General features: G+C 64.6%; 22 protein-coding genes. 12 read left to right on the forward strand and 10 right to left on the reverse strand.

Translation table 11 applies throughout. From position 1 onward, the window contains the following. Window positions 1-225: 225 nt before the first annotated feature. The 4 genes from RAD16_RS25480 to RAD16_RS25495 all read left to right on the forward strand — a co-directional run bounded on the left by RAD16_RS25480 (window position 226) and on the right by RAD16_RS25495 (window position 4,536). Entirely contained in the window at window positions 226-1,611 is a 1,386-nt protein-coding gene (locus RAD16_RS25480) for an ABC transporter substrate-binding protein (protein WP_458160594.1), read from the forward strand. Between the two features lie 97 nt (window positions 1,612-1,708). Beyond that, a complete protein-coding gene (locus tag RAD16_RS25485) occupies window positions 1,709-2,581 on the forward strand; it encodes a carbohydrate ABC transporter permease (RefSeq protein WP_458160595.1) in 873 nt (290 codons plus the stop codon). Further along, window positions 2,578-3,429 (forward strand): carbohydrate ABC transporter permease, encoded by an 852-nt coding sequence (locus RAD16_RS25490; protein WP_018641536.1) that lies wholly within the window; start codon window positions 2,578-2,580, stop codon window positions 3,427-3,429. Before RAD16_RS25485 ends, RAD16_RS25490 begins: the two co-directional genes overlap by 4 nt. Before the next feature lie 114 nt (window positions 3,430-3,543). Next, window positions 3,544-4,536 carry a hypothetical protein gene (locus tag RAD16_RS25495; protein ID WP_458160596.1) on the forward strand — a complete coding sequence of 331 codons (993 nt, stop codon included), beginning with the start codon at window positions 3,544-3,546 and terminating at the stop codon, window positions 4,534-4,536. Here RAD16_RS25495 and RAD16_RS25500 read toward each other — a convergent pair. The 5 genes from RAD16_RS25500 to RAD16_RS25520 all read right to left on the reverse strand — a co-directional run bounded on the left by RAD16_RS25500 (window position 4,469) and on the right by RAD16_RS25520 (window position 11,822). Further along, a complete protein-coding gene (locus RAD16_RS25500) occupies window positions 4,469-5,281 on the reverse strand; it encodes an ABC transporter permease (protein ID WP_458160597.1) in 813 nt (270 codons plus the stop codon). The two genes, RAD16_RS25495 and RAD16_RS25500, sit on opposite strands and share 68 nt — an antisense overlap. Window positions 5,282-5,285: 4 nt before the next feature. After that, window positions 5,286-6,200: an ABC transporter permease gene (locus tag RAD16_RS25505; RefSeq protein ID WP_458160598.1), complete on the reverse strand. Its 915-nt coding sequence runs from the start codon at window positions 6,198-6,200 to the stop codon at window positions 5,286-5,288. Then, window positions 6,197-7,369 carry an ABC transporter ATP-binding protein gene (locus tag RAD16_RS25510; protein WP_458160599.1) on the reverse strand — a complete coding sequence of 391 codons (1,173 nt, stop codon included), beginning with the start codon at window positions 7,367-7,369 and terminating at the stop codon, window positions 6,197-6,199. The genes RAD16_RS25505 and RAD16_RS25510 overlap by 4 nt, the downstream gene beginning before the upstream one ends. A gap of 164 nt (window positions 7,370-7,533) precedes the next feature. After that, window positions 7,534-9,006 carry a glycerol-3-phosphate dehydrogenase gene (locus RAD16_RS25515; RefSeq protein ID WP_458160600.1) on the reverse strand — a complete coding sequence of 491 codons (1,473 nt, stop codon included), beginning with the start codon at window positions 9,004-9,006 and terminating at the stop codon, window positions 7,534-7,536. A gap of 137 nt (window positions 9,007-9,143) precedes the next feature. Next, window positions 9,144-11,822, reverse strand: a complete 2,679-nt coding sequence (locus tag RAD16_RS25520; RefSeq protein WP_458160601.1) for a sensor domain-containing protein — start codon at window positions 11,820-11,822, stop codon at window positions 9,144-9,146. A gap of 202 nt (window positions 11,823-12,024) precedes the next feature. On the opposite strand from RAD16_RS25520, the gene RAD16_RS25525 reads away from it, so the two are divergent. Further along, entirely contained in the window at window positions 12,025-13,128 is a 1,104-nt protein-coding gene (locus RAD16_RS25525; RefSeq protein WP_458160602.1) for an NAD(P)/FAD-dependent oxidoreductase, read from the forward strand. 171 nt (window positions 13,129-13,299) lie between these two features. Here RAD16_RS25525 and RAD16_RS25530 read toward each other — a convergent pair whose 3' ends face one another. Continuing rightward, the gene (locus RAD16_RS25530; protein ID WP_025034152.1) at window positions 13,300-13,479 is read right to left on the reverse strand and encodes a YdcH family protein; all 180 of its coding nucleotides are present in this window, start codon (window positions 13,477-13,479) and stop codon (window positions 13,300-13,302) included. Window positions 13,480-13,808: 329 nt separating this feature from the next. Between RAD16_RS25530 and RAD16_RS25535 the strand changes: the two genes are divergently transcribed. The 3 genes from RAD16_RS25535 (at window position 13,809) to RAD16_RS25545 (ending at window position 14,697) form a co-directional block, all read left to right on the forward strand. Further along, complete coding sequence (locus RAD16_RS25535; RefSeq protein WP_008131174.1) at window positions 13,809-14,015, forward strand: YdcH family protein; 207 nt, start codon at window positions 13,809-13,811, stop codon at window positions 14,013-14,015. A 189-nt stretch (window positions 14,016-14,204) separates the two neighbouring features. Then, window positions 14,205-14,423, forward strand: a complete 219-nt coding sequence (locus RAD16_RS25540; RefSeq protein WP_458160603.1) for a hypothetical protein — start codon at window positions 14,205-14,207, stop codon at window positions 14,421-14,423. Window positions 14,424-14,445: 22 nt separating this feature from the next. After that, the gene (locus RAD16_RS25545; RefSeq protein WP_128918215.1) at window positions 14,446-14,697 is read left to right on the forward strand and encodes a hypothetical protein; all 252 of its coding nucleotides are present in this window, start codon (window positions 14,446-14,448) and stop codon (window positions 14,695-14,697) included. 14 nt (window positions 14,698-14,711) lie between these two features. On the opposite strand, the gene RAD16_RS25550 is transcribed toward RAD16_RS25545, so the two are convergent. Next, window positions 14,712-15,425, reverse strand: coding sequence for a GGDEF domain-containing protein (locus RAD16_RS25550; protein WP_458160604.1), 714 nt, complete (start codon window positions 15,423-15,425; stop codon window positions 14,712-14,714). A gap of 142 nt (window positions 15,426-15,567) precedes the next feature. Between RAD16_RS25550 and purE the strand changes: the two genes are divergently transcribed. Both purE and RAD16_RS25560 read left to right on the forward strand, forming a co-directional pair. Further along, window positions 15,568-16,056 carry a 5-(carboxyamino)imidazole ribonucleotide mutase gene (purE, locus tag RAD16_RS25555; protein WP_458160605.1) on the forward strand — a complete coding sequence of 163 codons (489 nt, stop codon included), beginning with the start codon at window positions 15,568-15,570 and terminating at the stop codon, window positions 16,054-16,056. Then, window positions 16,053-17,159 carry a 5-(carboxyamino)imidazole ribonucleotide synthase gene (locus tag RAD16_RS25560; RefSeq protein WP_458160606.1) on the forward strand — a complete coding sequence of 369 codons (1,107 nt, stop codon included), beginning with the start codon at window positions 16,053-16,055 and terminating at the stop codon, window positions 17,157-17,159. The genes purE and RAD16_RS25560 overlap by 4 nt, the downstream gene beginning before the upstream one ends. 66 nt (window positions 17,160-17,225) lie before the next feature. On the opposite strand, the gene aqpZ is transcribed toward RAD16_RS25560, so the two are convergent. After that, window positions 17,226-17,948 carry an aquaporin Z gene (gene aqpZ, locus RAD16_RS25565; protein ID WP_458160607.1) on the reverse strand — a complete coding sequence of 241 codons (723 nt, stop codon included), beginning with the start codon at window positions 17,946-17,948 and terminating at the stop codon, window positions 17,226-17,228. Window positions 17,949-18,208: 260 nt separating this feature from the next. On the opposite strand from aqpZ, the gene rpsU reads away from it, so the two are divergent. Continuing rightward, window positions 18,209-18,511 carry a 30S ribosomal protein S21 gene (rpsU, locus tag RAD16_RS25570; RefSeq protein WP_092227201.1) on the forward strand — a complete coding sequence of 101 codons (303 nt, stop codon included), beginning with the start codon at window positions 18,209-18,211 and terminating at the stop codon, window positions 18,509-18,511. Window positions 18,512-18,652: 141 nt separating this feature from the next. After that, entirely contained in the window at window positions 18,653-19,306 is a 654-nt protein-coding gene (locus tag RAD16_RS25575) for a tetratricopeptide repeat protein (RefSeq protein ID WP_458160608.1), read from the forward strand. Between the two features lie 24 nt (window positions 19,307-19,330). Here the strand turns inward: RAD16_RS25575 and RAD16_RS25580 are convergent, their stop codons facing one another. Next, complete coding sequence (locus RAD16_RS25580) at window positions 19,331-20,248, reverse strand: hypothetical protein (protein ID WP_458160609.1); 918 nt, start codon at window positions 20,246-20,248, stop codon at window positions 19,331-19,333. A gap of 94 nt (window positions 20,249-20,342) precedes the next feature. Next, entirely contained in the window at window positions 20,343-20,627 is a 285-nt protein-coding gene (locus RAD16_RS25585; protein ID WP_458160610.1) for a cupin domain-containing protein, read from the reverse strand. Window positions 20,628-20,638: the final 11 nt, after the last annotated feature.

Here is a 20,638-nt window from a genome sequence, read left to right on the forward strand (position 1 = left end):
GGACTGCGCTTGTCCTGCGCTGCTCGATTCCTGCGCTGCTCGATCATGTGCGAATTGATCAGGGCGAATTGATGCGGCGATTGGATTGATGCCCGCATTAAGCATCTCCTCCGGCCCGATCCCCCACGACCTAGGTCTGACAAGATGCCGCTAGATCGGCTCAGCGCCATGCGCTAGTGTTTTATGCGACCGGTTAAAAACACCGGACGTTTGAGGGAGAAAAACGTGAGATCCAAGGTTATTGGCGCAGTGTCATTTGCGGTCGCTGCGGCTGGGCTGTTCGCGGCCACTGCACCCGCTTTTGCGCAGCAGAAGACGATTACTGTCTGGTGGGGCAAGGGCTTCTACCGCTCCGAAGACGACGCGCTGCTCGAGACGATCAAGAAGTTCGAAGCCAAGACCGGCATCAAGGTCGAATTGTCGCAGTACGCGATCCAGGACATGATTCCGAAGACGGTCGCCGCGCTCGACGCCGGTACCGTGCCCGATGTCGCCTATTCCGATTCCTATGACGTCCAGGCGCAGGGCAAGTGGGCCTATGAGGGCAAGCTCGAGGACCTCTCCGACGTCATGGAGCCGATCAAGGACCGGTTCGTGCAGAACACGCTGGACGCCTCGATCCTCTATAACGACGTCACCAAGAAGAAGGCCTATTACGGCTTTCCGCTGAAGCAGCAGAGCATGCATGTCGAGATCTGGAACGACATGCTGGAGAAGGCCGGCTTCAAGCTCGCCGACATCCCGACCGACTGGGCAGGCTACTGGACCTTCTGGTGCGACAAGGTGCAGCCGGCGATCCGCAAGGCGACCGGTCAGCGCATTTACGGTGTCGGCCAGCCGATGGGCGTGGAATCGACCGACGCCTTCCAGTCGTTCTACACCTTCATGGACGCCTATCACGTCAAGCTGGTCGACGACGACGGCAAGCTGCTGGTCGACGATCCCAAGGTGCGCGAGAACCTGATCAGCGCGCTGAAGGACTACACCGACACCTACATCAAGGGCTGCACCCCGCCGTCCTCGACCACCTGGAAGGACCCGGACAACAACGTCGCCTTCCACAACAAGACCATCGTGATGACCCACAACTTCACGATCTCGATCGCGGCGAAGTGGTTCGAGGATTCGCAGAACCAGGCTCTCACGCAGGAGCAGCGCGACGCCGGCAAAAAGGCCTATGAGCAGGACATCGTCACGGCGTCCTTCCCGAAGGCGCCGGATGGTTCGACCATCCGCTACCGCTCCGACGTCAAGACCGGGCTGGTCTTCACCGCGGCCAAGAACAAGGCCGAGGCCAAGCAGTTCATCAGCTTCCTGCTCCAGGAAGACAATGTCCGCCCGTATATCGAGGGCGCGCTCGGCCGTTGGTTCCCGGTGACCAAGGAAAGCCAGGCCAGCCCGTTCTGGCAGGCCGACAAGCACCGCAAGGCCGTCTACGCCCAGTTCACTGGCGGCACCGCCGCATTCGACTTCACCAAGAACTGGAAGTTCACGATCCTCAACAACGAGAACATCTGGGCCAAGGCGATGAACCGGGTCGTCAGCGAGAAGGTCCCGGTCGACAAGGCCGTGGACGAGATGATCGTCCGCATCAAGCAGGTTGCAGGCTGACTTGTCTTTCTCCCTCTCCTCGCTGGCGCGGGGAGAGGCTAACAGCTAACACCGGCCGCCTCGTGCGGCCGGAATTCCTTTCAAAGAGTCCTTAAGAATGGCGATCACGCTCTCTGGCGATCAGGCAATGCCCGGCCCGCCCTTGTCGTCGCGGCTGACCCCGGCGCAAGTCTGGGGCATTGTTCTGCTCGCGCCTTATCTGCTCGTTTTCCTCGCCTTCGTCGTCTATCCCGTCTGTTACGGGTTGTGGCTGGCGCGGGCCCCGTCGAACTACGTCGCGCTGTTTCACGATCCGATCTTCGCGCGCGCCGCGGTCAACACGCTGATCTTCCTGGTCATCGGCATCAACATCAAGATGCTGATCGCGTTGTTCCTGTCCGGCTTCTTCGCGCAGCAGCGCACCTGGATCAAATGGCTCTCGGTGATCTTCATCCTGCCCTGGGCGGTGCCGTCGATCCCGACCATCCTGTCGGTGCGCTTCATGTTCAATCCCGAATGGGGCGTGATCAACCACCTCATCTTCTCCTTCACCGGCGATGACGGCCCGAACTGGCTGAACGACCCGACGGTCGCGCTGACCATGGCGATCGGCGTGCACATCTGGAAGTCGCTGCCGTTCTGGACGCTGATCCTGATCACCGGGCGCCTTGCGATCGCGCACGATCTGTTCGAGGCCGCCGAGGTCGACGGCGCGAGCTGGTGGCAGAAATTCCGCTTCATCACCTGGCCGTCGATGCAGACGCTCTACGTCACCTGCACGCTGCTCTCGATGATCTGGACGCTTGGCGATTTCAACAGCGTCTATTTGCTCACCGGCGGTGGCCCGGCTGACCTCACGCATGTGCTGGCGACGCTCGGTATCCGCTATCTCCGGCTCGACCAGCTCTCGCTCGCGATGGCCTCCATCGTCTGCGCGATGCCGTTCGTCCTGCCGCTCGTGTATTTCATGATGAAACGGTTGTCGCGATGAAGCTTCCCTCTCTCCGTGACGTCGCGACGGAAGCGCGGCTGCTCCTGATCGGTATCCCCGTCTTCCTGTGGACGATGATCCCGATCTACCACATGTTCCTGTTCGCGATCTCCCCGAAGGAGGACGCGTTCTCGGGCAAGCTGTGGCCGGATCACCCGACGCTGCACAACTTCGAAATCGTGTTCAAGCAGCAGCACTACTTCCTGCGCGATTTCTACGTGCAATTCTGGAATTCGACGCTGATCGCAGCCGCCGTCGGCGTGCTGACGCTGTTCATCGCCACCGCCGCGGCGTTCTCGATCTCGCGGCTGAAAGTGCCGGGCGGGCGCATGGTGCTGAACCTCGCGCTCTTCACCTATTTCATCCCCGCGGCGTTCCTCGCGGTGCCGATGTACCGCACCATGGGCAATTACGGTCTGCTCAACAATCACTGGTCGCTGATCCTGGCGATGGTGACGATCGCTTCGCCCTACGCGATCTGGGTGCTCAAGCAGGCCTCCGACAAGCTCCCGGTCGAGCTGGATGAAGCCGCGGTGATGGACGGTGCGACCACGCTGCAGATCTTCCGCCTGGTGTACCTGCCGCTGATGATGCCCTCGCTGGTCGCGATCGGCACTTATGCGGTGCTGCTCGCCTGGAACGAATATCTCTACGCGTTCCTGCTGCTCTCGAACGACCGCGAGATCACCCTCCCCGTCGCGCTCGGCAACTTCCTCGCCGCCGACGATTCGCCGTGGGAGCTGCTGATGACCACCGGCTTCATCTACGCGCTGCCGCCGGCTGCGGTCTACTACGCCTTCCGCCGCTACATGGTGGGTGGCCTCACGGCGGGCGCGGTGAAGTCCTGACACGACAGGACGCATCGCGACGCCGCAAGCAAGGTTTTTGAGCCACGCCGTGGGCAATTGAAGATTGTCCACGGCTGCTCTAACCTCCGTGTCCCAAGGCGGGGGCCCGGCATCATGCGCAACAACGACGCGATCCATCTCGGCTTGATGCTGCTGGCGTTCGCGGCGGCCTATCTGGTGCCGTTCGAACTGTTGCTGCTGGCCTATGTCGTGCTGGGCCCGGCGCATTACTTCACCGAGATCTCCTGGCTGCACGATCGCAGCTACTACCTGCCCCACCGCGGGATTGCCGTGGTCCTGGCCATCGTCGCCGCGGGCGCCGCACTGATCGACAACGCCTACTGGTTCGGCTTCGCGATGTGGGGGGCGCTGGTCGTCTGCGCCATGCTGGCGGCGACCGCATCGGCGGTCGAGAGCATGCTGCTGTTCATGGCGGCGATCGCCTTGTCGGCGATCATGTATTGGAGCGGCTCCTCGCTTGCCGTGGTCGGCATCCTGCTTCCGACCCTGGTCCACGTCTCGCTGTTCACGCTGATCTTCATGGTGCTCGGCGCGTACCGGTCCGGCAGCCGGATGCAGGCTGCGCTGGTGGTTGTCTACCTCGTCGCGGTCGCCACGATCCTGCTGCTGCCGCCGACCGCCGAGATCCGGATCGCGAGCTTCGCCCGTGTCGCTCAAGACTATTTCGGCAATGTCGGCCCTGCCCTCAGCCGGCTGTTCGGCGTGCCCGGTCTCGTGCTCGACACGAGACTGACGAGCCTGCTCGCCTTCGTCTACACCTACCATTACCTCAACTGGTTCATCAAAGCCGACGTGATCCGTTGGGCCGAGGTGCCGAAGGCGCGGCTCGCCGCCATGGCCGCTGCCAGCGCCGCGTCCACCGCGCTCTATTTCTACGATTATGCGTTGGGCTTCACCTTCCTGCTGGCGCTGAGCCTGATCCACGTCCTGCTCGAATTTCCGCTCAACAGCCTCGCGCTGCGCCAGCTTGGCGCGGCGGTCCAGGGCGGGGCCCGCACGTGGGTTGCCGAACGAACGGCTATAGCGGCGCCGCACTCTCGCCCTGCGAGCTCGTCAGCTTCGAGGCGAGCGAAGCGATCACGATGACCACCGCGATCAAGGCAATCACCAGCGTGCAAATCGCGTTGATCTCGGGCTTCACCCCCAGCCGCACCTCCGAATAGATCCGGATCGGCAAGGTCGCCGAACCGGGGCCGGTGGTAAAGCTCGCGATCACGAGGTCGTCGAGCGACAGCGTGAAGGCCAGCATCCAGCCGGCGATAATCGCGGGCGCGATCAGCGGCAGCGTCACGGCGACGAAGGCGCGAACCGGGTTGCAGCCGAGATCCATCGCCGCCTCCTCCAGCGAGCGGTCGAGCGAGCCGAGGCGCGACTGCACGACGACAGCGACGAAGCACATGGTCAGCGTGGTGTGGGCGATGGTCACCGTCCAGAAGCCGCGCTCGGCGTTCAGCGCCACGAACAGCAGCAGCAGCGACAGGCCGGTGATCACCTCCGGCATCACCAGCGGCGCATAGAGCATGCCGGAGAACAGCGTGCGGCCGCGGAACCGCTCGCCACGCGACAGCGCGACCGCCGCCAGCGTGCCGAGCAGCGTGGCGATGGTTGCCGAGAAGATCGCGACCCGCAGGCTCATCCAGGCCGCCTCGATCATGGCGCGGTCGTTGAAGAACTCGCGATACCAGCGCAGCGACCAGCCGCCCCACACCGTCACCAGCCGCGAGGCGTTGAGGGAATAGATGACGAGGATCAGGATCGGCAAATAGAGGAACGCCAGCCCCAGCGCGAGCGAGGCGATGTTGAAGCGGGACAGGCGGGAGACCTTGCGCATCGCCTCACCGCCCCTGTTCCAGCTGCCGCTTCTGCAGCCGTTCGTACAGCAGCAGCGGCACCAGCAGCAGCACCAGCAGCACGATGGCCGCGGCGGAAGCGACCGGCCAGTCCTTATTGGTGAAGAATTCGAGCCAGAGGGTCTGGCCGATCATCAGCGAATTGGAGCCGGCCAGGAGGTCCGGGATGACGAACTCGCCGACAACAGGGATGAAGCATAGCAGCACGCCGGCCCCGACGCCGGGCAGCGACAGCGGAAAGGTGACGAGCCAGAACACCTGCCAGGGCGGCGCGCCGAGATCGCTGGCCGCTTCCTCCAGCGCCGGCTCCATCTTGGCGAGCGTGGCGTAGAGCGGCAGGATCATGAACGGCAGATAGGAATAGACGATGCCGATATACATCGCGGTATCGGTGGAGAGCCACACCACCGGCTGGCTGACCAGATGCAGGGCCAGCAGGATCTGGTTGAGCAGGCCGTCGTGCTGAAGGATGTTGATCCAGGCATAGATGCGGATCAGGAACGAAGTCCAGAACGGCACGATCACCAGCACCATCGCCACCGCCTGCCAGCGCCTCGGCAATCGCGCCATGCCGTAGGCGATGGGATAGCCGATCAACAGCAGCAGCGCGGTCGCGGTGACGGCAACGGTGAGGCTGCGCACATAGGCGAACACGTAGATGTCGTCGGAGCCGAGCAGCTTGAAAGTGTCGATCGACAGCGCGGCGAAGGCGGCCTTCAGCGCGGCCCATCCCGCGCTCAGGTCAAACACCGGCTCATAAGGCGGCTGCGCGATCGCAGTCTGCGACAGGCTGATCTTGAGCACGAAGGCGAACGGCACCAGGAAGAACAGCACCATCCAGACATAGGGCGCGATCGCGGCAAAGCGCGCCGGTCGCGCAAAAATGCGGCGCCCGCTCATGACGGCAGCACCATGCAGTCATCAGGTGAAAACCAGGCGACGACATTCTGGTTCAGGCTATAGGCGTCAACGTCGAGGCGCGCGCTGTTGATGACCGAAGCCTCGATCATCCCGCCGGTATCGAGCTTCACCTTGTAGCTGGTGGTGCCGCCGAGATAGCAGATGTCGGCGATCACACCGTCGAGCCGGTTGATTGCCGTTTCATGACCGGCCGCGCTCACGGGACCGCGGCGCGACAGCTTGACCTTTTCGGGGCGGATCGCGACCGAGAATTTTCCCCCGCCGACCGGCTCGCGGGGCTCGGCCACCACCAGCGCCCCCGCGTCGCGCGTGCCGATGACCAGCCGATGACCGTCGCGCAGTTTGGACTCGCCGTCGAACAGGTTGATGTCGCCGACGAACTCCGCGATCCAGCGTGAACGCGGCGCCTCGTAGAGCTCGCGCGGAGACGCGACCTGAGCGAGCTTGCCTGATTTCATCACGCCGATTCTATCAGCCATCGTCATGGCTTCTTCCTGGTCATGGGTGACGATGATGAAGGTCATGCCGAGGCGGCGCTGCAGTTCCATCAGCTCGCCTTGCGTGTTTTCGCGCAACTTCTTGTCCAGCGCGGCGAGCGGTTCGTCGAGCAGCAGCAATTGCGGCCGGCGCGCCAGCGCACGCGCCAATGCCACACGCTGCCGCTGGCCGCCGGAGAGCTGGTCGGGCTTGCGCTTCTCCAGCCCCTCGAGCTTCACCAGCGCGACCATCTCCTTCACACGCGTGGCGATCTCGGCGCGCGCCATGCCGGCGCGCTTGAGGCCGAAGGCGATGTTGTCGCGCACGGACAGATGCGGAAACAGCGCGTAATTCTGGAACATCATGTTGATGGGGCGCTCATGCGGCAGCGCCTGCGCGATGTCCTTGCCGCCGAGCAGGATGCACCCCTCGTCCGGTGCCTCGAACCCGGCAAGCATCCGCAACAGCGTGGTCTTGCCGCAGCCGCTCGGTCCGAGCAGCGCGAAGAACTCGCCGGCCTTGATGTCGAGCGACACGCCATCCACGGCCCGGAACGTCCCAAACGTCTTGGCGACGTTCTCGATGCGCAGCAGCGGCTGCCCCGCCACCGGCAGCGCATCTCCACCGGCCGCATCCTTCGCGGTGTCTGTTCTGGGCAACTCGTCCGTCATGGTCCCTGCCAACCCCGATTCCCGCACGCTAGCGGCCGATCCGCTTTTGCTCAACCGGTTCGACGACTTACATTGCACTCCTGTAGCCCGGATGGAGCGAAGCGTAATCCGGGGCGGTGCATCGGCGTCGACACTTTCCCGGATTGCGCTTTGCTCCATCCGGGCTACGCCGGTGACTGGCTCAGATTCGCCATGAACGCCGCCAGCGCGTCGCGGTCCGCGGCCGGCATGGTCAAGCCGAGCTTGGAGCGGCGCCACAGGATGTCCTCGGGGAAGCGTGCCCATTCTTGGGTCATGAGATAGCGCACTTCGGCGGCGCTCAGCTCGGGACCGAAGGTGGGACCGAGTTCGTCGCGCGTCTTCGCCTCGCCGAGCACTGCCGATAGCCGCGAGCCATAGGCTGCGACGAGGCGCTGGGCCTCCGGCTCCGAGAGAAAGCGCCAGCGGTCGCGCGCGAGATCGACTTCGGTGTCGAAACGATCCCAGGCAAAATCTCCGCCGGGCAGCGCCGCGCCGGCGGTCCAGGGCCGCGACATCGGATAGAACGGTGTCAGCCGCGTGACCGCCCGCTCCGCGCGGAGGCGCGAGGTGGTGACGTCGCCGCCGAACATGGTGATCAGCGGCGCCTTGCGCCGGCGCGCGTGGAACAATGTCGTGCAGTCGCGTCCGCGCGCGGACGCCAGCGTCAGGTTGACGCCGGAGACCGTCCGGACCACGTCGGTCGGGGCAACGCGCTCGCGGAAATAGCGGCTGGCCGCCTCGCAGAGATAGCTGATATCGGCGCCCGGCATCGCCACGATCGCGGGATCGCCGGTAAAAGCGCGCGTGACCGTGCCGATCAGCGTGAAGTCGCGCTCGAACGGACGCGCGAAGATCAGCCGCCCGTCATCGTTCTGGAAAACGTAGACGTTCTCCGAATCGAACAGTTTTGGCACGACGATCTGGCTCATCTGCATGGCGACCATGGCCGGCTGCGGCTGCCGCAGCACAGTCTCCGCGACGATCGGCGCCCAGGCGCCGGTGGCGTTGGCGAGCGCCCGCGACGTGACCGTGCGGCGGTGGCCGCGATCGACCACCGCGAGCCGCCAGGTGTCGGTTCTGTCGGCCCGCACGCAACGCGCTCCGGTCCGGATCGCGGCACCACGTTCGGCTGCATCCAGCGCCGTGAGCACCACCAGACGCGAATCGTCGACGACGCAGTCCGAATATTCGAACGCCATGCCGAACGGACGCTTCAGCGCATTGCCGACGGGATGGTGCGTGATGTCGAGGGTCACCGATGGCGGCAGGCCGCCGCGATTCGTCAGGCCGTCATAAACATACAGGCCGGCGCGCAGCAGCCACGGCGGCCGCTCGTCGGAATGCGCGGGGATGGCGAAGCGCATCGGCCGGACCAGATGCGGCGCGATGGCGAGCCAAATCCGCCGCTCGGCCAGCGCCCGGCGCACCCGCCAGAAGCCACGGCGCTCCAGCACCGACAGATCGCCGTGGATCAGCTGCGGCGTCGCCGACGAGGCCGCGCCGCCGAGATCGCCCTGCTCGAACAGAATGACGCGCAGGCCGCGGCCGGCCGCATCGCGCGCAAGGCTGACACCGTTCAGGCCGCCGCCGATGATCGCAAGATCGTAATCCGCCATGAAACCGTCGAGAGGGAGCGAAGCGCTCACCATCCCTAGAGGCATTTCCGTTCCGATGAAATCGGAACAGGGCCCCCCGATTGTTCTTTTGACGCGTTTTCCTGACGCGAGCCGGAGGTTCTTCGCTCGAAACCGCTCTAACCGGTCTTGAGCGCCAGCTCCATGGCCTCGGCACGGCCGACGAGGCCGGCATATTTGCCGATCGGCAGCGGCTTGCCGAGCAGATAGCCCTGCACGCCGTCGCAGCCCTCCTTGGCGAGGAAGGCGAGTTGCTCGACCGTCTCGACGCCCTCGGCGATGATCGACATTTCGAGGCCGTGGCCGAGATCGATCACGGCGCGCACGATCGCTGCCGATTGCGGGTTGCGGCCGAGATTGATGATGAAGGCGCGGTCGATCTTGATCTTGTCGAACGGGAACGCCTGGAGATAGCTCAGCGAGGAATAGCCGCTGCCGAAATCGTCCATGGAGATGCGCACGCCGAGCGCCTTCAGCCGGCGCAGCAGCGCCAGGCCGCGATCAAAATCCTCGATCAGCACGCCCTCGGTGATCTCGAGCTCGAGCCGGCCTGGCGCAAGGCCCGTCTCGATCAGGATCGAATGGACCAGCCCGACCACGTCGCCGTGCATAAACTGCGCCGGCGACAGATTGACCGCCACTTGCAACGGCTTCGGCCAGGACGCCGCCTCGCGGCAGGCCTCGCGCAAGATCCACTCGCCCATCTCGACGATCAGGCCGCTCTCCTCGGCGATCGGGATGAATTCAGCCGGCGAGACCTGGCCGCGGACCGGATGCTGCCAGCGCGCCAGCGCCTCGAAGCCGATGATGTCGCTCTCGGCGACGCTGTGGCGCGCGATGCCCTGCGGCTGGAAGGCCAGCGACAGCTCGCCGTTCTTGATCGCCATCGAGAGGTCCTGGTGCAGCACGCGGCGATCGCGGATCTGCTGGTCCATCTCCGGCTGGTAGAGGCTGATCGTGCCGCGCGACTTCTGCTTGGCGCGGAACAGCGCCGCACCGGCATTGGCGAGCAGCGAGGCGCCGTCGGCGCCGTTGTGCGGGAAGATCGACATGCCGGTGGTGACGCCGGCACGAACAGGCCGGCCGTCGATCTGGAATTCCTGCGCGACGGCCTCGCCGATCTGCTGCGCCAGCGCGAGGCCGGCCTCGGGCTGCTTGCCGTCGATGATCAGGCCGAACTCGTCGCCGGACAGGCGCGCCACCACGCCGCCACGTGCGGAATCCTGCAGCCGCTGGGCCACCTCGATCAGCAGCTTGTCGCCGAGCGCATGGCCGAAGACGTCGTTGACCTCCTTGAGGCCGTCGAGATCGACGCAGAGCACCGCGAATTCCTCGCCGGTGCCCTCGCAGGCCTCGATCATCTGGGTCAGCGCCTGCAGGAAGGCGGCGCGGTTCGGCAGATCGGTCAGGCCGTCATGATAGGCCATATGCGCCATGCGCGACTCGGTCTGCCGGCGGTCGGTGACATCTTCGTGGGTCTTGATCAGATATTGCGGCTCACCGGCATCGCTCAGCACGGTGGCCCGCCGGGTCAGGAACAGCCGCAGGCCGTCCTTGGTGGAGATCGGATGCTCCTCGGTGATCATCCCGCGCTTCTTGATCGCGGCCTCGTCGCGCGCGATGATCAGCTTGGCTTCCTTGGGATTGAAGATGTCGGACGCGGTGAGGCCCGTGGCCTCCTCGCGCCGGCGGTTGAGGATCGTCTCCGCGCTCCGGTTCGCGAGCAGGTAGCGGCCATCCTTGACCTGCTCGACAATCAGCGCCACCGGGATGTTGTCGACCACCAGCTCGAGGAATTTCTTGGTGCTCTCCAGCTCCTGCGACAGCGAGCGGCGGTCGGTGATGTCCTCGAACACCAGCAGCAGGAATTCCGGCTTGTTGCTCTCGTTGCGGACCACGATGCGGATCGAGGCCACCATGCTCCGCGACCCGCCGCGCTCGACCTCGAACTCGTTGCGGTATTGTCCGTCCGCCGCCAGCAACGCGGTCCGGTCGGTCGCCTCGATGGCGGCCGCCGAGGCCCGCGCGAACAGCTCGCACGCGTTCTTGCCGACCACGTGGTCGCGCGAGAAGCCCCAGAACCGCTCATAGGCGCTGTTGGCGAAGATATAGCGGCCGTCCTCGATATTCTTGGCGGCGACGCAGGCCGGCACGTTGTCCAGCACCGTTTCCAGGAACTGCTTGGTGGAGGCGAGCTGTCGCGACAGAATGCGCTGTTCGCTGACATCGAGATGCGTCGCCACCGAACCGCCGTTCGGCAGTGTGAAATATTTAACCAGGATGGCGCGGCCGTCCGGCAGCTCGGTGATCAGGCCGTTGGTGCTCGCCGCCTTGTCGTAGAACTCGTCGTCGGAGACGCCGCCGAGGACGCCGCGCTTGCGCCTGAGCTCGAGGATGTCGTAGCCGCTCATGCCGGACCACAGGTCCGAGCGTGCCAGGCCGTAGATGTCGAGATAGCGATCGTTGCAGAAGATGATGCGCCGCTGCGCATCCGTCATCACCACGCCCTGGTTGAGATTGTTCATGGCCGAGGAGATGAAGGCGTTGCGCCGCAATTGCGACCGCCTGGTCCGGCGCAGGGCCGAATGGACCCACAACGCGACTGCCGCCAGGAACGCGCACACGACGATGCCCCCGATCAGGGCTTCCCAAATCAGGTTGGGATCGAACGCGCTCGGCGCCTCCAGGCCGTCCGACAGCGCGAAGGCACGCGCAGGCGCGACCGCGCCGGCCAGGCACACGACGGCCTGCACAGCAATCGGAAGCATGCTGCCCGCGTGCCAGTTCTTTTCAGCCATCAGCCACCCGCGATTTCAACGTCGGATTGTCTGGCCTCGCCGGTTTGGATCGGGTAAACGCCTGTACGCGCAACAGAAAAATGTGACGCCAAATACGGCAATTGCCCTGACATGATAAATGCTTCCTTAACGGAGAACGGCCCGGCGCCCGACTTCCCGGATTTGATGCCACCGGCGCTTCCAGCGGACATCCTGCACAACCATGGATAAGGTCGATTGCATCGTCATCGGAGCCGGCGTGGTCGGGCTCGCGGTGGCTCGAAAGCTCGCACAGGCCGGGCGCGAGGTGATCGTGCTCGAGGAAGCCGAGGCGATCGGCACCATCACCTCCTCGCGCAACAGCGAGGTGATCCATGCCGGCATCTACTACCGCGCCGGAAGCTGGATGGCGCGGATGTGCGTCAGCGGCAAGCACGCGCTCTATCGCTACTGCGGCGAGCGCGGCATCCCGCACAAGAATTGCGGCAAGCTGATCGTCGCGACCTCTCCGAAAGAGACCGAGAAGCTGCAGTCGATCAAGGCGCATGCCGAGGCCAATGGCGTGCTCGACATGCAGCTATTGTCAGGCGAGGCCGCACGCGCGCTGGAGCCGGCGCTGGCCTGCGACGCTGCGCTGCTCTCGCCTTCGACCGGCATCATCGACAGCCACGCCTACATGCTCTCGCTGCGCGGCGAGGCCGAGGATTCCGGCGCTGCCTTTGCGTTTCACACTCCGCTGATCCGCGCCAAGGCGGCCGGCGGCTTCATCGAGGTCGAGGCCGGCGGTGAGGCGCCGATGACGCTGCAATGCAGCCTCCTCGTCAACGCCGCGGGGCTCGCGGCGACGACGGTGGCGCGCAACATCGACGGCATGCCGCTGGACCGGATTCCGCCGGCCTATCTCGCCAAGGGAAACTATTTCAGCTGCAACGCCAAGGCGCCGTTCTCGCGCCTGATCTATCCGGTGCCCGAGCCCGGCGGTCTCGGCGTGCATCTGACGCTGGACATGGCGGGCCAGGCGCGCTTCGGCCCGGACGTCGAATGGATCGAGACGATCAACTACGAGGTCGATCCGTCGCGCTCGGAGCGTTTCTATCCTGCGATCCGCAAATACTGGCCGACGCTGCCCGATGGCGCACTGATGCCGAGTTATTCAGGCATCCGCCCGAAGATCGTGCCGCCAGCGGTAGCCACGCAGGACTTCCTGATGCAGGGCCCGCGCGATCACGGCGTTGAAGGCCTGATCAACCTGTTCGGCATCGAATCGCCGGGACTGACGTCGTCGCTCGCGATCGCCGATCACGTCGCCGAACTCGCAGAGATCTAGAGCGTTTTCGAGCGAAGTGGATACCGGTTCGCATCAAGAAAACGCGTCAAGACAAGAAACGCCGCAGAGCCACAGCCGCGCGGCGTTCGCACCTTCCTGCAGGGACGAGCGCAACAGCTCTCATCCCTGCGTGAAAGGGTGCGGCCAAACTCTACGCTGTTACGGGGGTTACTAGTGGAGCGTGTCGCCTTGCTTCAAACGCTCGATCTGGTCCTTGACCATCAACTTGCGGCGCTTCAACTCAACAATTTGCAGGTCGTCTGTTGAAAGGTGCACGAGAGCTTCGTGCAATTCGTTTTCGAGAAGTTTGTGCTTCCGCTCCAATTCAACCAGATGTGCCTGAATTGTCATTCGAAACCTCCTCGGTAGGATTGAGCCTTAGGATTCGATCCGGACAGCGAAGTCTACATCACCGATTCGTTCTGTCGATACGTATCCGTCGTCGCAGCGGCATTTTTGAAAATTCATATGTAATTAAGCGTGACTAAGGAACCGCGCCGGAAAAATTCATGATATCAATGCGCTTGCGAACCGCCGCGGCGGCCCGCAGAAATATGTTGCGGGAGATTGGCGCGCGAGGGTCGCAGATCGCTTGCGATCACGCCGCGCAAGGACGATAATTTCCACAGGGCATCCACAGCCTTAATCTCACGCCTATCGGTTTTTCGGCCACCGCAGACATGACCAATGAAGACGAGCGTGAACTCGAATCCGAGCTCACCCGGTTGCAGCAGGAACACCGAGATCTCGATGCGGCGATCGATGCACTGCATCAATCGCCCGCCCCCGACCTATTGCGGTTACAGCGGTTGAAGAAGCGCAAGCTCTTGTTGCGCGACCGTATCGCCTTCATCGAAGACCAGATCACGCCTGACATCATCGCCTGAACGGCGAACCGTTTTTCGTGGCACCTCGCCGCGCGTGAATCCGCTTGACTCGAAAAGAACAAAGAGAGAACATTCGACCGCCCAACGGCCCAGGAAACGCCCAAGGAACGCCCTCAAAGAACGCGCCCAAGAAATATCCCGAGGAAAACTCCAAGAAGCCCCCGAGAAAAACCCGCAAGGACAACGCAGATGCCGGCAACCGCCCTTTTGGACAACAGCTATTACGAACAAGCCTGCGATCAGGCGATCGCGATGTGCGACGGCAATCTGCGCAGCACCATCAAGGCGCTGATCATGGCGAACGAATATCTGGAGGCCGAACTGGAAGAGCTGCAGGCGGCGATTTCCGCCGGCTGCATTCCCGAGACCTCGCGCAGCTGGACGCGGGGCAAGAACAGCACCGCCTAGTTTTGATCACCGGAGCAACGCCATGTCGGATGTGACCTATTACGTTGCAATGCCTTTTCTGATCGATGCCGACGGATCGCCTGTCGCGGGCGCCGCCGAGGAATGCCAGAGCTCGACGGCCGCGCTGCGACGCGCTGAGGCCTTGTCGCGCGGTGCCGGCCACATCGGCGCGGTCGCGTTCAGCCGTAGCGGCGATCCCATGACCGGCGAATTCGGTGATGCCACGCTGCTGCGCAAGTTCGGCAACGTGCCGGAAGATCTCGCCACGCTCTAACTCTAGCTGCAACTCTAGCTGCCGACGAGCCTGATCCGCGGCTCATGCCGCCGGCATGCCTTGCGCACATACATGGCGGCGTCGGCCTCCTCCAGCGCGCGGCTTGAATCAGACTGCGCGCCGAGCAGCGCGACCCCGGCGGAAGCGCCCGCGGCCACGTGCTGCCCGCGAAAGACGAAAGACAATTCGTCGATCGCCTGCTCGAAGGCCGCCGCTTTCGCCTTGGCATCGGTCTCGCTGAGATTCCACAGCAGCAGCGCGAACTCGTCGCCGCCGAGCCGGCCAACCACATCGGAGGCGCGGACCTGCCGCGTCAGCGCGGCCGCGATTGTCTTGAGCACCTCGTCGCCGGCGGCATGGCCGAAGGAATCGTTGATCGGCTTCAACCGATCGACGTCGAGCACGATCAGGGCGCCGCTGGCGCGGTAGCGCTTCATGTAGGCGATGGCGCGCGTGAGCTCGCGCTCGAAGCCGCGCCGGTTCGGGATCTCGAGCAGGAAATCGGTGTCGGCGGCGGCCTCCAGTTCCGCAACCCGCCGCTCCGCCGCCTTGAGCTTGTTGCGCAGGCCCCGGATGATGGCCTTGGTGACGTCGGCGGCTGAGGCTCCGCGCCGCGACGGCGTGGTCGGATGCTTCGACACCCGTTTGGCGGCGGGTTTGGACCGGCTGGCGCTGATTTTCCGGCCCTTTTTGGCCTTCGCAGCGCGCGCCCTTTTTGGTTTCTTCATGGGCATCCTGCTCAATTGAAGGCTTGCGGGGATTCACCAAGACAGGATAGTGCATTCCCTTCTCCTTGCCACCGCCTTGCGAGCCGCCGGCCGGAACCATTAATCTGGCCTATCTTCCTGTTTTCCGAGCACAATTGACGTCATGACCGCGCCGATCGCCATCATCATGGGAAGCCAGTCGGACTGGGAAACGATGCGGCATGCCGCCGAGACGCTTGCCGCGCTCGGCGTCGCCGCCGACACCCGCATCGTTTCGGCCCACCGCACCCCCGACAGGCTGTTTGCGTTCGCCAAAGGAGCCAAGGCGGCGGGTTACAAAGTCATCATCGCCGGCGCCGGCGGCGCGGCGCATCTGCCCGGCATGGCCGCGGCACTGACGGAACTGCCGGTGTTCGGCGTTCCCGTCGAATCGAGGACGCTCAAGGGCATCGATTCGCTCTATTCGATCGTGCAGATGCCCGCGGGCATCCCGGTCGGCACCCTCGCCATCGGCAAGGCCGGCGCGATCAATTCGGCGCTGCTTGCAGCCGCCGTCCTGGCGCTGTCCGACTCGGCCCTGTCCGACCGCCTTGCCGCCTGGCGCAAGGCGCAGACCGAGGCCGTTGCCGAGCGCCCGGAGGACAAGGCGTGACTGACGCAAAGCAGGTGACGCTGAAGCCCGGCGACACCATCGGAATTCTCGGCGGCGGACAACTCGGGCGGATGCTGGCCATGGCCGCGGCGCGGCTAGGCCTGCGCTGCCAGGTGTTCTCGCCCGATCCGGACTCGCCGGCCTTCGACGTCGTGCTGAACGCGACCTGCGCCGAATATGCCGATGTCGAAGCGCTGGAGATGTTCGCCAACGACGTCGACGTCATCACCTACGAATTCGAGAACGTGCCGTCGGCGGCCGCGATGGTGCTGAATGCGCGCCGCCCGGTGCTGCCCAACCGCAAGATCCTCGAGACCACCCAGGACCGCCTCGCCGAGAAGGACTTTGTGACGAAGCTCGGCATCGGCACGGCCGCTTACGCCGACGTCATCTCCGTCTCCTCGCTGCGCGAGGCGATCGTCAGGATCGGCCTTCCAGCGGTGCTGAAAACCCGCCGCTTCGGCTATGACGGCAAGGGCCAGGCCATCATCCGCGAGGGCGACGACATCGCCAAGGTGTGGACCAGCCTCGCCACCAAATCGGCGATCCTGGAAGCCTTCGTGCCGTACGAGCGCGAGATCTCGGTGATCGCCGCACGCTCGGCCACCGGCCAGGTCGAGTGCTTCGACGTCACCGAGAACGAGCACCGCGACCACATCCTGAAGATCTCGCGCGCGCCCGCCCAGATCCCGGACGCGCTCGCCGAGGAAGCCCGCAACATCGCCGGGAAGATCGCCAGCGCACTCGATTATGTCGGCGTGCTCGCCGTCGAGATGTTCGTGCTCGCCAACGGCACCGGACCGAAGGTGTTGGTCAACGAGATCGCCCCGCGCGTCCACAATTCCGGACACTGGACGCTCGACGGCGCCTCCGTCTCGCAGTTCGAGCAGCACATCCGCGCCATCGCCGGCTGGCCGCTCGGCAAGCCGGTGCGCCACGGCGAGATCGTCACCATGACCAATCTGATCGGCGACGAGATCCACGATTACGAGAAGTGGCTGAGCGTGCCGGGCGCGACCGTGCACATCTACGGCAAGGGTACGCCGCGCCCCGGCCGCAAGATGGGCCATGTCGTCGAAGTCAGGCCATCCAAGAGCAACTAAGCCAAGAGAACTAAGCCAAGAGCAAGTGAGGGGGACCGCAGCACGGGCTGCGATCCCGCTTGGCGATCACGCCGTCTTCGCGCCCGCGACCACGCCCGTGGGCTCCTCGCTGAGCCAGCGATAGATCACCCCGCCCAGCGCGCCGCCGATCAGCGGGGCAACCCAGAACATCCAGAGCTGCGCCATCGCCCAGCCGCCGACGAACAGTGCGGGACCCGTGCTGCGCGCAGGGTTCACCGACGTGTTGGTTACGGGGATGCTGACGAGATGGATCATCACCAGCGCAAGCCCGATCGCGAGCGGGGCGAAGCCCGCCGGTGCGCGGCCGTGGGTGGCGCCCATGATGACGAACAGGAACATCATGGTCATCACGACCTCGGTGATGAAGCACGCGACCATGCTGTACTGACCCGGCGAATGCGCATCGTACCCGTTCGACGCAAAACCTTTGCTGACGTCGAAGCCGGGGGCGCCGCTGGCGATGATGTAGAGCAGTTGCGCGGCCACGATCGCACCACAGACCTGCGCGATCACGTAAGGCAGAATCTGGCCGACCGGAAAGCGCCCGCCGGCGGCAAGGCCGACCGTGACGGCCGGATTGAGATGGCAGCCCGAGATGTGGCCGATCGCATAGGCCATGGTGACGACGCTCAATCCGAAGGCCAGGGACACGCCGACGAGGCCGATCCCGACCTGCGGAAAGCCGGCCGCGATCACGGCGCTGCCGCAGCCTGCGAATGTGAGCCAGAACGTGCCGATGGCCTCGGCTGCGTATTTCCTCATGTCCATGTGAAGTCTCCCCTGATTTCAAAGATTCCGGAACAAAAGTCCGCTACGGCCCTTCTTAGCGCCGATTCTCCCAAATCAGGGCCGCAAGGGAGCATTTTCGCCGCATTTGATGGCTGAACTTGGCCCGAAAAGCCGGTTGGCAGGTGGACATCCCAGGTTTTGTCTGATACATCCGCGCGCTCAAGGTTAAGGGCTTGCGCGTTTTGCCATCCCCTTTGACTTACCAGAATTCAAATCCGATCCACTGAAGAGGATGCCGCGTGCAGGTTCTCGTTCGCGATAACAATGTCGACCAAGCCCTCAAGGCGCTGAAGAAGAAGATGCAGCGCGAGGGTATTTTCCGCGAGATGAAGCTCCGCGGTCACTACGAAAAGCCCTCCGAGAAGAAGGCCCGCGAGAAGGCCGAAGCCGTGCGCCGCGCGCGCAAGCTGGCCCGCAAGAAGCTGCAGCGCGAAGGCCTGCTGCCGATGAAGCCGAAGCCGGTGTTCGGCGCTGGCCCCGGCGGTGATCGTGGCGGCCGTGGCGGCCCCGGCGCAGGTGCAGGTCCGCGCGGACCGCGCTGATCTTGCCGAACTTGTAAGACCTCAGTTTTCCAAGTCTTTAGTTTTCGATGACGCGGGCCCTTGGCCCGCGTTATTGTTTATGAGCGGTGCCTTTCTGGGACGGGGCACTACCGATGCGGCACCAGCGCGAGCGAACCGTAGATGGCCTCCTCCCCCTTTCCCCCGCGCGGCATGGCGCGGCGCTGCCAGATCTGGCAGCGGCCGCTCGCATTGGCTTTGATGGGGATCGCACTATGCGGCTGCTCATTCGACCTGGGATCGTTGATGCCGGAGAAGGACAAGCCGCAGGAGGCGCCCAAGGCGGCGGCCGCCACGGAGAGCGCGGTCAGCGCCGGCAGCGTCACCGAAGCCCAGACCCATACCGCCAAGGCCCAGGCCCTCGCCAAGTCAGGCGACACGGCGGCCGCGCTGGACGAGTTCAATCGCGCCGTCGCGCTCGACCCCTACAATGCGCAGGCGCTCTATGGCCGCGCGCTGATCTACCAGGGCAATAACCAGCACGATTTCGCAGTCGCCGATTTCAGCGCCGCGAGCGGGCTCAATCCGCAAAAGGCCGAGCCGCTGCTCGGCCGGGCCAACAGCTATCTCGCCCTCGGCAAGGTCAAGGAGGCCGCGGCCGATCTCGACGAAGCCTCCGAGGCCGATCCGCACAATGCCCAGGTCTGGACCGCGCGGGGACAGGTCTATGAGCGGCTGGGCGACAGGGCCAAGGCAGCAATGTCCTACAACAAAGCCGTCGCGCTTCGTCCGCGCGACGAGGCCGCCCGCAGCGGTCTCGCCCGCGTCGGCGGCTGATCCTTCAGCAGCGCGGGCGCCGCCTTAATCGGGGGTGGAGCTCTTGGGCAGGACGGAGTGGAACATCGACTTCATGCCCGAGAACATCTCGTCCGCCACGTTGGTCTTCTTCGGCCGCGGCATGGGGGCGCCGGCATCGGCACGCAAGTCGAGCGGCGGCGCGATCACCGGCACGGGAATGTCAGCCGGCGGGGTGATTCGATTCGGGTCGTCATTGCCGACCGAGGCCGTGTAGGACGGCGACGAGCCGCCATTGCCATAGGCCTCGGGTGACGGCGTGGACACCGTGATCGGCGGCGGCAGCGGACGGACCGCGGACGACTCCGTCGTCACGACACGGGGAGCTTCCGGGGTACGGGCGGCTTCGCGCACCGCAGGCTCCGGGGCTCGCTCAACGGGCTTGGTCTCGGCAGCTTTGGCCTCGGCGGCCCGGCCCTCGGGGGACTTGCGCAGGCGCTCGATGGCGGCGCGCGCCAGATCGTTGGCGTCGGGCGTCGCAGCCGGTGATACAGCAGCCGAATTGGCCTCAACCACCGGAGCGATGGCAGCGGGAGCAGCCGGGGTCGTCTTCGCGGCCGCCTTCTCACGCGCCGTCGGGCGGCCATGCGAAGCGGTCTCGGCGGGAGTAACGTCGGCAGACTTGGTCTCAGAAGCCTTGGTCTCGGAGGCCTTGGTCTCGGACTTGTCGGCAGGCTTCTCGACCGCCGCCTTCTCGGTCACGTTCTTCTCGGAGACGCCCTTGGCCTTGACGCCGGGTGCGGGAAGGTTGGCGGTGTCGGTCGGCTTGCCGTCGCTGCCGGCCTGGGTGGGGGCCACCACGGCCGCAGGGGCATCAGTCGGCGGCTTGGCGTTGATGTAGTGGTTAACAATGTACGCCCCGATGATCGTCGCGAGCACCGAGGGGAAGATATCCATCGAGATTTTAGCGAGGTATTTCAGCATTTCTCGGCCACTCCCCGCGCGACCAGATGCGGGAACTTTGGGGCATTGTAAGGGATCAACTGCGACGGATCGATGGCAAAGGGTAACGCCAGTCTTACGGCTTCAGCTCGACCTCAAGGAACACGATCTCGGTTGAGGTTTCGTTAAGTACGTCGTGTTGGACGCCGGCCTTGCGGAAGTAGGATTTGCCGGCGTTGAGCTGCGCCTTGGACCGCTCGCCACTGGGCGCTACGATGGTCATTTCGCCGGCGACGACGGGAACGATGACATAGTCCATCCCGTGGGTGTGGTGCCCGGTCGCGCTGCCCGGGGCGAGCCGCCATTCGGTCACCCGGACCTCTTCATTGTCGATCTGGACCTCGGATTTGGCGGCAAGCATCGGAACCTCTT

The organism is Bradyrhizobium sp. 18BD (assembly GCF_054185225.1).

Coding starts and splice junctions, on each gene's coding strand:
- RAD16_RS25485 (WP_458160595.1), top strand. CDS start 1,709: ATGGCGATCACGCTCTCTGGCGATCAGGCAATGCCCGGCCCGCCCTTG.
- RAD16_RS25490 (WP_018641536.1), top strand. CDS start 2,578: ATGAAGCTTCCCTCTCTCCGTGACGTCGCGACGGAAGCGCGGCTGCTC.
- RAD16_RS25495 (WP_458160596.1), top strand. CDS start 3,544: ATGCGCAACAACGACGCGATCCATCTCGGCTTGATGCTGCTGGCGTTC.
- RAD16_RS25500 (WP_458160597.1), bottom strand. CDS start 5,281: ATGCGCAAGGTCTCCCGCCTGTCCCGCTTCAACATCGCCTCGCTCGCG.
- RAD16_RS25505 (WP_458160598.1), bottom strand. CDS start 6,200: ATGAGCGGGCGCCGCATTTTTGCGCGACCGGCGCGCTTTGCCGCGATC.
- RAD16_RS25510 (WP_458160599.1), bottom strand. CDS start 7,369: ATGACGGACGAGTTGCCCAGAACAGACACCGCGAAGGATGCGGCCGGT.
- RAD16_RS25515 (WP_458160600.1), bottom strand. CDS start 9,006: ATGGCGGATTACGATCTTGCGATCATCGGCGGCGGCCTGAACGGTGTC.
- RAD16_RS25520 (WP_458160601.1), bottom strand. CDS start 11,822: ATGGCTGAAAAGAACTGGCACGCGGGCAGCATGCTTCCGATTGCTGTG.
- RAD16_RS25525 (WP_458160602.1), top strand. CDS start 12,025: ATGGATAAGGTCGATTGCATCGTCATCGGAGCCGGCGTGGTCGGGCTC.
- RAD16_RS25530 (WP_025034152.1), bottom strand. CDS start 13,479: ATGACAATTCAGGCACATCTGGTTGAATTGGAGCGGAAGCACAAACTT.
- RAD16_RS25535 (WP_008131174.1), top strand. CDS start 13,809: ATGACCAATGAAGACGAGCGTGAACTCGAATCCGAGCTCACCCGGTTG.
- RAD16_RS25540 (WP_458160603.1), top strand. CDS start 14,205: ATGCCGGCAACCGCCCTTTTGGACAACAGCTATTACGAACAAGCCTGC.
- RAD16_RS25545 (WP_128918215.1), top strand. CDS start 14,446: ATGTCGGATGTGACCTATTACGTTGCAATGCCTTTTCTGATCGATGCC.
- RAD16_RS25550 (WP_458160604.1), bottom strand. CDS start 15,425: ATGAAGAAACCAAAAAGGGCGCGCGCTGCGAAGGCCAAAAAGGGCCGG.
- purE (WP_458160605.1), top strand. CDS start 15,568: ATGACCGCGCCGATCGCCATCATCATGGGAAGCCAGTCGGACTGGGAA.
- aqpZ (WP_458160607.1), bottom strand. CDS start 17,948: ATGGACATGAGGAAATACGCAGCCGAGGCCATCGGCACGTTCTGGCTC.
- RAD16_RS25575 (WP_458160608.1), top strand. CDS start 18,653: ATGGCCTCCTCCCCCTTTCCCCCGCGCGGCATGGCGCGGCGCTGCCAG.
- RAD16_RS25580 (WP_458160609.1), bottom strand. CDS start 20,248: ATGCTGAAATACCTCGCTAAAATCTCGATGGATATCTTCCCCTCGGTG.
- RAD16_RS25585 (WP_458160610.1), bottom strand. CDS start 20,627: ATGCTTGCCGCCAAATCCGAGGTCCAGATCGACAATGAAGAGGTCCGG.